At 57.2% G+C, this 12,604-nt stretch carries 12 protein-coding genes; 8 read left to right on the forward strand and 4 right to left on the reverse strand.

The annotated features are described in order from the left end of the window. Nucleotides 1–77 precede the first annotated feature (77 nt). Nucleotides 78–827 carry an amino acid ABC transporter ATP-binding protein gene (locus tag ACR0LX_RS16245; RefSeq protein ID WP_480576042.1) on the forward strand — a complete coding sequence of 250 codons (750 nt, stop codon included), beginning with the start codon at nucleotides 78–80 and terminating at the stop codon, nucleotides 825–827. Between the two features lie 10 nt (nucleotides 828–837). Further along, nucleotides 838–1,611, forward strand: a complete 774-nt coding sequence (locus ACR0LX_RS16250) for an amino acid ABC transporter permease (protein WP_480784607.1) — start codon at nucleotides 838–840, stop codon at nucleotides 1,609–1,611. 63 nt (nucleotides 1,612–1,674) lie between these two features. Here the strand turns inward: ACR0LX_RS16250 and ACR0LX_RS16255 are convergent, their stop codons facing one another. Continuing rightward, a complete protein-coding gene (locus ACR0LX_RS16255) occupies nucleotides 1,675–2,019 on the reverse strand; it encodes a carboxymuconolactone decarboxylase family protein (RefSeq protein WP_480784608.1) in 345 nt (114 codons plus the stop codon). A gap of 278 nt (nucleotides 2,020–2,297) precedes the next feature. On the opposite strand from ACR0LX_RS16255, the gene ACR0LX_RS16260 reads away from it, so the two are divergent. Then, entirely contained in the window at nucleotides 2,298–3,044 is a 747-nt protein-coding gene (locus ACR0LX_RS16260) for a creatininase family protein (protein WP_480784609.1), read from the forward strand. A gap of 29 nt (nucleotides 3,045–3,073) precedes the next feature. On the opposite strand, the gene ACR0LX_RS16265 is transcribed toward ACR0LX_RS16260, so the two are convergent. Next, nucleotides 3,074–3,772, reverse strand: coding sequence for a GntR family transcriptional regulator (locus ACR0LX_RS16265; RefSeq protein ID WP_480784610.1), 699 nt, complete (start codon nucleotides 3,770–3,772; stop codon nucleotides 3,074–3,076). Nucleotides 3,773–4,080: 308 nt separating this feature from the next. Between ACR0LX_RS16265 and ACR0LX_RS16270 the strand changes: the two genes are divergently transcribed. The 3 genes from ACR0LX_RS16270 to ACR0LX_RS16280 are packed head-to-tail and all read left to right on the forward strand — an operon-like array spanning nucleotide 4,081 to nucleotide 7,229. After that, nucleotides 4,081–4,587 (forward strand): TRAP transporter small permease subunit, encoded by a 507-nt coding sequence (locus ACR0LX_RS16270; protein WP_480784611.1) that lies wholly within the window; start codon nucleotides 4,081–4,083, stop codon nucleotides 4,585–4,587. Then, nucleotides 4,577–6,130: a TRAP transporter large permease gene (locus ACR0LX_RS16275; RefSeq protein ID WP_480784612.1), complete on the forward strand. Its 1,554-nt coding sequence runs from the start codon at nucleotides 4,577–4,579 to the stop codon at nucleotides 6,128–6,130. The genes ACR0LX_RS16270 and ACR0LX_RS16275 overlap by 11 nt, the downstream gene beginning before the upstream one ends. A gap of 34 nt (nucleotides 6,131–6,164) precedes the next feature. Continuing rightward, a complete protein-coding gene (locus ACR0LX_RS16280; protein WP_480784613.1) occupies nucleotides 6,165–7,229 on the forward strand; it encodes a TRAP transporter substrate-binding protein in 1,065 nt (354 codons plus the stop codon). A gap of 89 nt (nucleotides 7,230–7,318) precedes the next feature. Here the strand turns inward: ACR0LX_RS16280 and ACR0LX_RS16285 are convergent, their stop codons facing one another. Continuing rightward, nucleotides 7,319–9,298 carry a bifunctional 2',3'-cyclic-nucleotide 2'-phosphodiesterase/3'-nucleotidase gene (locus tag ACR0LX_RS16285; RefSeq protein ID WP_480784614.1) on the reverse strand — a complete coding sequence of 660 codons (1,980 nt, stop codon included), beginning with the start codon at nucleotides 9,296–9,298 and terminating at the stop codon, nucleotides 7,319–7,321. On the opposite strand from ACR0LX_RS16285, the gene ACR0LX_RS16290 reads away from it, so the two are divergent. Next, nucleotides 9,225–9,434, forward strand: a complete 210-nt coding sequence (locus ACR0LX_RS16290; protein WP_480784666.1) for a hypothetical protein — start codon at nucleotides 9,225–9,227, stop codon at nucleotides 9,432–9,434. The genes ACR0LX_RS16285 and ACR0LX_RS16290 overlap by 74 nt on opposite strands. Before the next feature lie 146 nt (nucleotides 9,435–9,580). On the opposite strand, the gene ACR0LX_RS16295 is transcribed toward ACR0LX_RS16290, so the two are convergent. Then, nucleotides 9,581–10,060, reverse strand: a complete 480-nt coding sequence (locus ACR0LX_RS16295; protein WP_480784615.1) for a MarR family winged helix-turn-helix transcriptional regulator — start codon at nucleotides 10,058–10,060, stop codon at nucleotides 9,581–9,583. Between the two features lie 123 nt (nucleotides 10,061–10,183). Here ACR0LX_RS16295 and ACR0LX_RS16300 point away from each other — a divergent pair, with 123 nt between their 5' ends. Continuing rightward, entirely contained in the window at nucleotides 10,184–12,535 is a 2,352-nt protein-coding gene (locus ACR0LX_RS16300; protein WP_480784616.1) for an oxidoreductase, read from the forward strand. Nucleotides 12,536–12,604 lie beyond the last annotated feature (69 nt).

A 12,604-nucleotide genomic window follows, 5' to 3' on the forward strand; every position in this document is an offset into this window, starting at 1 on the left:
CCATGGCCTTTTTTCTTGCGCGTGTAAACATAATGTGCATACAAAATGGCAATAGCGAGAAGTTAAGGGGGATGCAGATGTCCGGCAGCGCCGCCGTTGCAATCGAAGTCGAAGGCCTGAACAAGTGGTACGGCGACTTCCATGTTCTAAAGGACATTTCAATCAGCGTTGCCGAAGGCGAAAAGATCGTTGTATGCGGCCCCTCCGGTTCGGGAAAATCAACATTCATCCGGTGTATCAATCACCTGGAAACCCATGGGTCCGGCACCATCAAGGTGCATGGTATCGAGCTTGGTGATGACACCGACTCGATCGGGCGCATTCGGTCTGAAGTTGGCATGGTTTTTCAGCAATTCAATCTTTTTCCGCATCTGACCATTTTGCAGAATCTTATGCTTGGTCCGACCGTGGCCCTCAAGAAGTCCAAGAAAGAGGCCGAAGAGATAGCGATGTCCTATCTCGAACGCGTGCGCATACCGGAACAGGCGCATAAACGACCGGCGCAATTGTCCGGAGGCCAGCAACAGCGTGTGGCGATTGCCAGGTCCTTGTGCATGCAACCAAAGATCATGCTGTTTGATGAACCGACCTCGGCGCTTGATCCCGAGATGATCAACGAGGTTCTCGACGTGATGGTTGGTCTGGCCGAGGATGGCATGACCATGATCTGCGTCACCCATGAAATGGGTTTCGCGCGCAAGGCGGCAGATCGGATGGTCTTTATGGACCATGGCGAAATTGTCGAAGAGGGAAAGCCCGAGGACTTCTTCACATCACCAAAATCGGAACGGTGCAGGCAGTTCCTGGACCAGATCCTGCAGCATTAGGAGTGACGAAATGAAACTCAGACTGCTCTCAGTCTTCGGGCTTCTGCTGGTGTTGTCGGGATGCAATTCCGCCCCTGGAACCTGGGGCTGGTATGTGATCGATCCGACCAATCCGGCGGGCTGGACCAATATCAAGTTTCTGGTTAGCGGGATGGGCGCGACGATCCAGATGTCGATCATAGCGGCGGTGCTTTCGATGATCCTGGGGCTGATCGTCGCCTTACCGGGGATGAGCAGCAATCGCCTCATTCGCATGCCGTCGCGCGTGTATATCGAATTTGTCCGCGCCGTTCCCTTGTTGCCGCTTCTATTCTGGGTGTTCTATGGGCTTCCGGTCGTTCTGGCGTCTATCGTCGGCTTCAACGTGTCAATCGATCCGTTCTGGGGGGCGATCATCACTCTGGTGATTTCCGACAGCGCTTTCACGGCCGAAATCTATCGTTCGGGGATTCAATCGATCCCTCGCGGCCAGTCCGAGGCGGCGCAAACCGTCGGTCTGAACTATATGCAGACCATGCGTTATGTGATCCTGCCGCAAGCGATCCGCCGCATTCTGCCGCCCCTTGCCAACCAGTTCATCTACATCGTCAAGATGTCGGCCTTTGCCTCTGTCATCGGCATGCAGGAACTGACCAGGCGGGCAAACGAGCTGGTGGTTACCGAGTATCGTCCGCTTGAGATTTATTCGCTGCTGATCTTGGAATATCTGGTTCTGGTCCTGATCATCAGCGCCTTCGTGCGCTGGTTGGAACGCAAGATGGGCTCGAATGAGGCCGCAAGCTAAGGGCTGGGCACGTTAAACAAAGGTGACAGCCCGTCGGCCGTCACGATTTTCGGCTTAGCCAGATCAGGCGCTATCGCCAGTAAACTCATCGTAGGCTTCCAACGCTTTTCCGCTGTACGCAATCGCTGGACCGCCGCCCATATAGCTGATCATTGTCAACGCCTCGATGAACTCTTCTCGGGTGGTGCCCAGGCGTACCAGAGACTTGGTGTGGAACCCGATGCAGCTGTCGCAGCGGGTTGAAATCGCAATACCAAGGGCGATCAGTTCTTTGGTCTTTTCCGAAAGCGCACCGTTGGTCTTGGCAGCTGCTGACATCTTGTTGAAACCCTCAAAAACATCCGGGGAATGCTTTTGAAACGCGCCGATGCGCTTGACGGTTTCGTTGAGGAAGGGCTTCCAGGTCATTCGGATCTCCAAATCAGGAAAATATCTTTATGTGCATACTTTTAATGCTTTCTCATGGCGCGCACCAGTCTGAGCAGGCGGCGTTGACCGCAAACCTCGCTGGTTCAGGCGGCGGCGCAGTCGCCTTGCGTGCAGCGATGTGCTTGAAAGGGCAAAGCAAGGTCTGTGGGCCGCGCGAATTAGAGTTTCTGCGGCACTCGCGGATCGCATAGGCTGCGCAAGACGCACAGGCCCGAACGGGTTTGCGGTAGAGTTTGGCAGGTGAGGCGAAACCAACGATGAAACTGGAAACGATGCGCTGGACCGAGGTGGAAGACTATCTGGCTGACAGCGACGCAATTATCCTGCCAATTGGGTCGACCGAGCAGCACGGGCCGATCGGTTTGATCGGGACCGACACCATTTGCGCCCGCGAGATCGCCTTTGCAGCGGCCGAGCGGGTCGCAGCGATCGTCGCGCCCGAAATGCCCTATACGCCTGCACCCTTCAACATGAGCTTCCCCGGCACAGTGTCGGTAAGTGCATCGCTTTTTTCGGAGTTGTTTCAGCAGGTTGTGTCAGCGCTTGCTCGGCACGGGTTTCGACGGTTCTATGTTTTGAACGGCCACGGTGCGAACCTCGAGCCGCTGCAAGACGTAATTCGGAACATGGGCGCGCTGTCGTTTCGCGTGCGCAGTTGGTGGGAATACCCCGAGGTCAACGCCTTGCGAACTGCGCTTTATGGCGATTGGGAGGGTATGCATGCGACACCGTCCGAAGTCGCGATTACGCAGGCGCGGCTTGGGATTGTCCACGGCGGTGCCGAAAACCCGCCCGAGAAGCTTTCGCGCGCATTCATCCTTTCTCATGCAGGCGACCGTCACGGCCCGCCCGATGAGCATCGCGAGATGTTTCCGGATGGCCGCGTAGGCTCTCATTCGGCATTGGCGAACAAGAACGACGGGCAGCGTCTTTTCGATCTGGCGGTGGACGCGATGGCGCGCGACTATGAGGCGTTTCGCGCTGCATCTTCGCAGGGTTCTTAGCGACACAGATGACGTAGTTTCAGACCGACCTATAGCCGCGCCGTCATCGAATAACCGCGCCCGAAACTCATTCGGGCAAAAGTGACAGGTTCCCCGTCAAGCCATGTGGTCCGTTCGGCGACAAAGATGGCTTCTCCGTCTTTGACCATCAGCAACTCTGCCAAAGAGACATCCGCCGCGCTTGCATAGAAACGGATTTCAACATCGGTGTAGGGGATTGTCTTGACCAACCATTCGTTGGGTCCACAGCTTTGAAAATCGGCATCCTCAACCTCGGGCACGGCTTTGATATTGATCCATCGATCTTCGAACTGAAAGGGCTTGCCGCCGGCATAATGCATGCAGCGCAGGTGCAAAACACGGGCCTCTTCTTCAAGACCCAATCGGGCGCGCAGCCACTCGGGCGCGGGCAAAACCTCGCGCTTGACAAGACTATAGCGATATTCTGCTCCGGTCTCTTCGATCTCGGTGCGAATAAGGGGGATGGCGAATTTGGCGTTGCGGATCGGGTTTGGATTGACCCGGGTGCCTGCCTTGCGCTTTCGCTGTAGATACCCATCCTCGGCAAGCTCGCGCATCGCCCGGTTTACGGTCGCGCGGGCGCATCCAAACTCGATGGCTAAATCGGCCTCTCCGGGGACGGCAACACCCGGTGCCCACGTTTTGTCGCGAATTCGAGCAAGGATCTCCGTTTTAACGTCACGATAGCTCTTTTTGCGTGAATTCACTCAGCTTTCTCCGTCATATGTGCGCTATTATACAAATAATGTTAGAAGTTATTCCAAATTTCAAGGCCCTGAAACGCTGCAGGACGGGCCGCCACGCTGGCTGAATATTGACCTGGCATGAGATGAAATCGGAATTCAGTCCCATTGTGAAATCAGAAGCGTCGGTTTCCGACGGAGGGCGCAACACGACCAAATTATCAATGTGATCGCTGGCACATTGACAAGCATTCTGTGGTCAACCATCAAGGCCTGACGGGATCGCGACCCAGGTGTTGGCATCGGACGCGATAGCGCAGAGGCAGGAGTAAATGCACAGCATCATCAAGACATTAGAGGCCGCTTCGCGGCATTCGATGGGAGTCGTTCTTGCGGTTTGTCTGGCATGCGTCGGCGTGGTATTCGCGGGCCAGATCGTCATAGTCGTTCTGCGCTATGTCATGGGTGTGGGGTTTCTCGAGCTTCAGGACCTGGTGACTTACGCCTTCGCCATTCTCGTCGTTTTTGCGGTGCCGTTTGCCTATTGGAACGGCCGTCATGTGCGGGTCGATGTGTTCAGCAACCGGCTTGGCAAGCGCGCGGTCAGAGTGATCGAGCGTGTGGGTACTTTGTTTCTTGTTCTGCCTGTATTCGGCCTTCTTCTGGTCAACGCCTGGCCGATTGTCGTTGCCTCATTCGCCATCCTAGAAGGGTCCCGCGAAACCGGTGGGCTTGGTGGTCTTTTCCTTGTCAAAGGCACGGTGATCGTGATGTGCATACTCGTGATCCTTGTTGCTCTGGTGACAGTTTTTGGGGGAAAGGTCGGCAATGACAATTGAGGCCATCTGGCTGCTCGTCCTCTTTCTGACCCTGATGACAGGGATCATAAGCGGTTTGCCGGTCATGTTCGTGATCGCGGGCGTGCCAACCCTTGTCGCCTTTGTCGCGGCAGCTTTCGGAGAATTTGACCTGGTTCTGATGCAGGCCATTCCGCAGCGCGTCTTTGGTATCATGGAGAACCGGCTTTTTCTGGCGGTCCCGTTGTTCGTGTTGATGGGCATTTTGCTTGATCAGTCGGGGCAGGCCGAACGGATGCTGACATCCATCAACGGTCTTTTTGGGCGCCGCAGATCCGGTTTGGCGTTGGCGGTTCTGTCCGTTAGCGCGCTGATTGCGGCATCGACCGGGATCATCGGCGCAACAATCGTCATGCTGGGAACGATCAGCCTGCCGACGCTGCTGCGGGCGGGCATCGACAAACACACCGCAAGCGGGCTGATTTGCGCCAGCGGGTCGCTGGGTCAGATCATCCCGCCATCGATCGTTCTGGTTCTGCTTGGCGATCAGATTTCCAACGCCTATCTCGAGGCGCAGCTGAACGCCGGCAATTTTGCACCCGAACCGGTGACTGTTGCTGACCTGTTTGCAGGGGCGCTGGTTCCTGGGCTTCTTCTTGTGGCGCTTTATGGGATCTACGCAGTCTTTCGCCTTGGACGATCAGGCGCGGCGATCCCGGTGGTCGAGCTAGAACAATCTGCCAGCGGATCGCTCTGGGTTGATCTTCTTCCTACATTGACACTGATCGTATCGGTCCTGGGATCCATCCTGGCCGGTGTGGCAACCCCGACCGAAGCTGCTGCAGTTGGTGCTGCGGGGGCACTTTTGATCGCTGCGGCTCAGACCTCGGCCAAAGCCGCGCGGGTCAGCTTCATGCTTGGGGCCTATGCTGTCGCTCTGGTCCCGGCAAGCGCCCTTGGGCTATTGCGGGTCGATTTTTCCTCGGGCACGCTCAGTTTCACACCCGGGACGGTGCTGACGGTCGTGGCGCTTGCGATCCTTGTTCTCGGCCTTCTTTGGGCAGCAGTCACTTTGTTGCGCGTATCGGTGCTGGGCCGGGCGCTGAAGGAAACCGCCCTGATGTCGGGCATGGTTTTCGGGATCGTGATCGCCTCGAGCATTCTGTCGCTGGTGTTTCGTGGGTTTGAGGGCGACGAAATTGTTGCCAACGTTCTTGGTGCCGTGCCCGGAGGCGCATATGGCATGCTTTTGGTCACCATGATCGTGATCTTTGTTCTTGGTTTCGTGCTTGAATTCATCGAGATCATCTACATCGTTATTCCCATTGTGGGGCCGGTCATTCTGGCAACGGAAATCGATCCGGTCTGGTTTGCGGTGCTTGTCGCGATGAACCTGCAAACCTCGTTCCTGACGCCCCCTTTCGGTTTCGCGCTGTTCTATTTCCGATCCGTAGCCCCGTCAGACATCACCACAACCGACATCTACCGCGCGATTGCACCTTTCGTGTTGCTGCAACTTTGCGCAATCGCGCTGGTCGCGACGTTTCCGGCCCTTGCGACGGCTTTGCCGGAAGTGTTCAGATAGAAAGAAACGCAAACACAACAGGAGGATTTTTCGAATGAAAAGACGTGACCTACTCAAAGCCGGGATTATGGGCGCACCGGCGACCGCACTGGCCGCTCCGGCGATTGCGCAGGGAAAGATCGAGTGGAACCTGCCCACCTCGTTTCCGTCCCGCGCGCCGGGGATTGGCACCAACGTGACAACCTTCGCCGATCGCGTGAATGCGATGTCCGACGGCCAACTGACACTCAAGGTCTTTTCCGGCGGCGAACTGGTACCGCCCTTTGGCGTGGAAGACGCCGTATCGCAGGGCACCGCACCAATTGGCCATTCCACGCCCTATTACAATGCCAGCAAAAACTCGGCCTACCATTTCTTCTCGGCCATCCCCTACGGAATGACTGCGATCGAGACCCTCGGCTGGCTGCGCTATGGCGGCGGGCAAGAGATCTGGGACGAGATTTATGGCAAGCAAAACCTGAAACCGTTCGCAAGCGGGAACTCGGGTATTCAGGCGGCGGGTTGGTTCCGCAGCCCGATTGAAAGCGTCGAGGATTTCTCGGGCCTGAACATGCGGATCGCGGGGCTTGGTGGCGAGGCGATGCGCAAGCTTGGCGTCAACGCCGTGCTGTTGCCGCCGCAAGAGATTTTCCCGTCGTTCCAATCCGGTGCAATCGACGCCACCGAATGGGTCGGCCCGCTTCTTGATCAGGCGTTTGGTCTGCAGAAGGTGGCGAACTACTGCTACCTGCCCGCCTTCCACGAGCCATCGGCAATCCTTGAGATTATAGTCAACAAAGAAGCCTATGAAGAGCTTCCTGCCCACCTGCAAGCTGTCATCGCAAACGCGGCTGAGGCTTCGTATGCAGAGACATCCGCACAGTTCGATTATTTCAACGCCGTTGCGTTCAAGAATCTTGCGGAAGAAGGCGTGATGTTCGGCAGTTTCTCGGACGAGATCAACGCAGCGCTCAAAGCCGCCGTGGCCGAGGTAATGGCCGAAAACGCGGCAGCCAACCCGGATTTCGCGAAGGTAATGGAAAGCTATAATGCGACGCTCGAACTGTTCCGCAGTTATGGCACCGCGATGAAAGAACCGACTTTCGCAAATCGCGCCTGACGCAAGTACCGAGCGGGCCAACATATCGTTGGCCCGCCACATCTAGGCAATGTTGACGGGCGAACCGCCCGCCAAACAGATTGACCGGATCAAAGCTTGATGCGGAACGCCGCGAAGCCATCGGCGCCTTCTCCGGCATCCTCGATTGCGACACCTTTGACGTCGTTCATGTAGTCCCGGGCTTTCGGGCCGGTTTCGAACAATACGGTGGTGTTCTCAAGCGGCGCAAACGACCAGTTGGCGTCCGCTTTCGGATCGATTGTGCCCTGCTCGACGATATAGCGCACGATGACGTCGCGGTTGGTATCCGGCGCTTCGAATACGATCGTGTCACCCAGAGCGCCGGGGAAAGAGCCGCCGCCCGATGCGCGGTAATTGTTGGTGGCGATGATGAACTCCATGTCATCGGTAACCGGCTCGCCGTTGAAGGCAAGGTTCACGATCCGCGCCGCATCGGAGTTGATTTCTTCGCCCTTTGGTCCAAAGCGCGACGGCTGGGACAGGTCGATCTGATAGGTCACGCCGTCCATCACATCGAAATTGTAGGACGGGAAGTCTGGGTTCAGCAGAATAGCGTCCTCGGCACCGGCCTCGACCTGATTGAACATACCTGCCGACCGTTCCAGCCAGCCCCGCACCTGCGCCCCGTTCACGCGGACCGCGCGCACGGTATTCGGATAGAGGTACAGATCGGCCACGTTCTTGATGGCAACGTCACCCACCGGAACATCGGTATAGTATTCCGGGCCACCCCGGCCACCTGCCTTAAAGGGCGCAGCGGCGGACAGGATCGGCAGCGCTTCGTGCTCAGTGCCTTTAAGCATCTCTTCGACGTACCATTTCTGTGCGATTGACACGATCTGCACAGACGGGTCATCCGCGACCAAAGCGAAATAGCTGTGAAGCGGGGCAGACGTCTTGCCAACCGCGCGTCGGACATAGGCCAGCGTTTCGTCATGATCTTTCGCGACCGAGTCGAGTACCTTTTGATCATCGCCGACCAGAGCGGTAATCGAGCGGTCCTCGTTACGCTTGGAAATCGGCCGCGCCTCGGAAGTGGTGGTCACGACGCGCCATTCATTACCGTCGCGTTCCAGCAGCAGGTCCAGCAGGCCAAGGTGCGACCCCCAGAAGCCGCCCATGACCGCAGGTTTGCCCATCAGGGTGCCTTTTTCCACATCAATCCCCGGACGATCTGCAAATGTCGGTGAGGGGAAGACAAGGTGATTGTGGCCGGTGACCAGTGCGTCGATGCCATCGACACCAGCCAGAACGACCGAAGCGTTTTCCATACCATCTTCGTGGTCGGCGCCACCAATCCCCGAATGTGACAATGCGATGATCAGATCGCATCCCTGTTCTTTCATCTCGGGCACATAGGCTTGTGCCGTCTCGACGATGTCACGGGTCTGAACGTTGCCCTCAAGATGTCGGCGATCCCAGTTCATGATTTGCGGCGGCGTAAAGCCGATGACCCCGACTTTGATCGGATGTTTTGTGCCGTCACCCATTTCGATTTCGCGATCAAGGATGGCATAGGGCTTGACCAGCGGTGTGTCATCGCGCGGGCTCGCGCCCTTTTCCTTGACCACATTTGCAAGCACGACCGGGAAGTCCGCGCCAGCCAGTGCTTTGTCCAGAAACTCTAGGCCATAGTTGAATTCGTGGTTGCCCAGCGTGGCAGCGTCGTAGCCAACGGTGTTGAACGCGTTGATGATCGGGTGGCTGTCGCCGTCCTTCATTCCGCGTTCATAGGCGATATAGTCGCCCATCGGGTTGCCCTGCAGAAAGTCGCCATTGTCGACCAGCAGCGAGTTTGTCGCCTCTGACCGGATGTCGTTGATGATCGAAGCCGTGCGCGACAGGCCCACGGTGTCGCGGGGTTTGTCCGCATAGTAGTCATACGGGAAGACGTGGACATGGATATCTGTGGTTTCCATGATCCGCAAATGTGCCTGATTGTTGGCCGCAGCAACCGAGAAGGGGTGCAGAGTGATGGCCGCAGCACTGGCGGTCGTCGTGGCAAGGAACTTGCGGCGCGAAATGGAAGAGCTGCTGGAAAAAGACATAGGGTACCTTTCAGTTTTTTTGGTCGACGAGACTTTTGTTGGCGTTTCACAACAACTGTATGACAATGCTGCCAACAAAGCTGGCCCGTCGCTTTTTGTGGGCGGTATTGCGACCTACCACGCTCAGCGCTTTTGATCCATTCATTTCCCGCCAAACGGTGCATATCGGCGGCTTTCGAGTGCGAAAACGGAGTTGTCTACATCCTTGCAGAACAGCGCCGAAAAAACGATCCACCTTCTTGTGATCCAGCGCCGAGCCGACGATGGGTTCGGGTCTTTTGCTTAGCGACCAGTCATCACGTTGCGGCGAGGCGCACGGCTGAGGTCCTGTGCGATTCCGGCCGAATTCCGCTGCAGCCGTTTCAGCGCGGTCAGTAAATCGCTGATTTGGGCCTGGCTGAGCCCGTCAAATAGCTGCGCGCGCGTTGTGTCAACATCTGTGTTGCAGGCATTCAGTTTGTCTCGCCCAGCTGCGCGCAACGACACGCGAGCATACCGCCGGTCATCTTCCATCTGCGTCTTGGAAACAAACCCTCTGTCGACCAAGCGATCGATCATGCGACTGGTTGCGGTGCGCTCGATCACCGCAAGAGAGGCCAGATCGCAAACCGATAAGTCACCCTGATCCGCGAGGCATTGCATCATGCGCCATTCAACCAGCTTCAAACCATGCGGGCGCAGAACCGCGTTCATCATCTCGCGTATCTGACCATTTAGCATCGTCAGATGGTATTCCGGCGGATCTAGATCTTCGATCTTCATGGTGAAATCCAATGGCCTCAACTTGTCTGCCGAACTTAACGCTAGCAGAAACTTTAAGCTTAAACAATTTCATATTATGTGCTAATGCACATATATTGCACGTGCGCACCCGGAGGGAAGCATATGAAAATCACCGTAGTCGGGGGTGGCCCGGGTGGGCTTTATACGGCTCTGTTGACCAAGAAGGCGCGACCGGACTGGCAGGTTGAGGTGTTCGAACGTAATCGGGCTGATGACACCTTTGGATTTGGCGTGGTGTTTTCGGACGAAACGCTGGACGAGTTCCTGAGCCGCGACAAACCTGTCTTTGACCGGATCAAGGACGAGTTTGCCTATTGGGATGACGTTGCAATCCACTTCAAGGGGCGTGAGATGCGCTGTGCGGGCAACGGGTTCTGCGGCACCTCACGCCAGACATTGCTGACGATCCTGCAAGATCGATGCCTGGAATTGGGCGTCAGAATGGAGTTTGGCGTCGAGATCAGGCCCGAGGACCTTAAGACGCGCTTTTCAGACTCCGATGTTATCGTCGCGTGTGACGGCATCAATTCGGCCATCCGCGCGTACCACAAAGAGGGGTTCCAACCCTCGACCACCTGGAAGTCGAACCGGTTCTGCTGGATGGGGTCGACCCGCCCGATGAAAGAGTTCAACTATTTCTTCCGCGAGACCGCGCACGGCCATATGGTGGCGCATTGCTATCAGTACGAGCAGGATCACTCGACCTGGGTGTTCGAGATGGACGAAGCCACCTGGCAGGGCCACGGGTTCGAAGAGTTTGATGAAGAGGGGTCGAAGGCGAAACTTGAGGAGTTTTTTGCCCAAGAGCTTCAGGGCCACCCACTTCTGCTGAACCGCTCGAACTGGCGCAATTTTCCGCGCGTTTTCTGTGAAAACTGGCATGTCGATAACATCGTCATTCTTGGCGATGCCAAAGCCAGTGCGCATTTCTCCATCGGGTCCGGCACCAAACTGGCGATGGAATGCGCCATCGCGCTGGCGGACGCCCTGCTGGAGCATGGAGAGGCCGACGTGCAGGCGGCGTTCAAAGCCTACGACGAGGCCCGCCGCGTGCCCTGCCAGATCATTCAGCACAATGCCGATGTTTCGCTGGCCTGGTTTGAACATATGAACCGCTCATGGGACATGGACCCGTATCAGTTCGCCATGGTCGTAATGTGCCGTGCCAAGTCGATAACCTATGACAACCTGATCGTTCGCGATGCTGAATTCGTTCGCAAGGCCGATGACGAATGGTACGGGCGCCATCTGCGCGAAACCGGCGAGGATCTGACCAAATCCCGCCCAACCCCGATGTTCGCGACATTCAGGCTGCGCGAGATGGAATTGATGAACCGCGTGGTGATGTCGCCAATGGCACAATACAGCTGTGACGGCGACGGTGTGCCCAATGATTGGCACAAGGTGCACTATGTCGGCCACGCTCATGGCGGTGCCGGCATGATCTATACCGAAATGACCTGCCCTTCGGCGGATGCTCGCATTACCGAAGGATGCCCGGGCCTTTGGAATGACGAGCAGGAGGCCGGGTGGAAAGAGATCGTGGACATGATCCATGCGACCTCGGCGGCGAAGGTCGCAATGCAGATCGGTCACGCGGGCCGCAAGGGGTCGACTCAACTGGGTTGGGAGAAGATGGACCACCCCATCGCGGATGCGGATGCGAATTGGCCAGTGGTCTCGGCGTCTCCGATCCCCTGGTTTGATGGTGTCAGCCAGGTTCCGCTGCAACTGGACCGCTCAGGAATGGACAGGATCAAGGGCGATTTCGTGCAGGCCACCAAACGCGCCGCGCGCGCCGGATTCGACATGATCGAGCTGCATTGCGCCCACGGGTACCTACTGGCATCGTTCCTGTCGCCGCTTACCAACCAGCGGAGTGACGATTACGGCGGCAGACTCGAAAACCGGCTGCGTTTCCCGCTGGACGTGTTCCGGGCGATGCGCGCCGCGTGGCCTGTCGATCGCCCGATGGCTGTCCGCGTTTCCGGCACCGACTGGAAAGAGGGTGGCCTGACCGAAGCGGACCTGATCGGCATCGCCGAGGCGTTCCGCGATGCGGGCTGCGATCTGATTGACGTATCCGCTGGCCAGACCATTCCGGATCAAGAGCCGATTTATGGGCGTATGTTCCAGACCCATCTGGCCGAGGCTGTGCGCAATGTACTCAAAATCGCCACGATGGCCGTGGGCGCGATCACCGAACCTGCGCAGGTCAACACAATCCTGCATACACGCCGGGCAGATCTTGTGGCTATCGGCCGTCCGCATTTGTGGAACCCGTATTTCACCCATCAGGCCGCGGCTTGGTACGGCGCTCCGAACAAGAAAGCCTGGGCAAAGCAATATGAAAGTGGCGCGATACAGGCATTTCGAGAGGTCGAAAAGAACCGGCAGCGCATGCTGGACCTGCAACGTAAAGCTGCCCCTGGTCGGCACAATCGACCTCTCTGAGCCGCTATTTCCGAAAGACAGGCGCGCTGGATCGGCGGACGCACAATACCGCACGCAACCGCGCCGAAG

The sequence above is a fragment of the Ruegeria sp. CH11 genome, assembly GCF_056537105.1.

Excerpts from the sequence above, each read along its gene's own strand:
- ACR0LX_RS16245 (WP_480576042.1), top strand. The coding sequence starts at position 78 with ATGTCCGGCAGCGCCGCCGTTGCAATCGAAGTCGAAGGCCTGAACAAG.
- ACR0LX_RS16255 (WP_480784608.1), bottom strand. The coding sequence starts at position 2,019 with ATGACCTGGAAGCCCTTCCTCAACGAAACCGTCAAGCGCATCGGCGCG.
- ACR0LX_RS16260 (WP_480784609.1), top strand. The coding sequence starts at position 2,298 with ATGAAACTGGAAACGATGCGCTGGACCGAGGTGGAAGACTATCTGGCT.
- ACR0LX_RS16285 (WP_480784614.1), bottom strand. The coding sequence starts at position 9,298 with ATGTCTTTTTCCAGCAGCTCTTCCATTTCGCGCCGCAAGTTCCTTGCC.
- ACR0LX_RS16270 (WP_480784611.1), top strand. The coding sequence starts at position 4,081 with ATGCACAGCATCATCAAGACATTAGAGGCCGCTTCGCGGCATTCGATG.
- ACR0LX_RS16295 (WP_480784615.1), bottom strand. The coding sequence starts at position 10,060 with ATGAAGATCGAAGATCTAGATCCGCCGGAATACCATCTGACGATGCTA.
- ACR0LX_RS16250 (WP_480784607.1), top strand. The coding sequence starts at position 838 with ATGAAACTCAGACTGCTCTCAGTCTTCGGGCTTCTGCTGGTGTTGTCG.
- ACR0LX_RS16275 (WP_480784612.1), top strand. The coding sequence starts at position 4,577 with ATGACAATTGAGGCCATCTGGCTGCTCGTCCTCTTTCTGACCCTGATG.
- ACR0LX_RS16280 (WP_480784613.1), top strand. The coding sequence starts at position 6,165 with ATGAAAAGACGTGACCTACTCAAAGCCGGGATTATGGGCGCACCGGCG.
- ACR0LX_RS16290 (WP_480784666.1), top strand. The coding sequence starts at position 9,225 with ATGGCCGCAGCACTGGCGGTCGTCGTGGCAAGGAACTTGCGGCGCGAA.
- ACR0LX_RS16300 (WP_480784616.1), top strand. The coding sequence starts at position 10,184 with ATGAAAATCACCGTAGTCGGGGGTGGCCCGGGTGGGCTTTATACGGCT.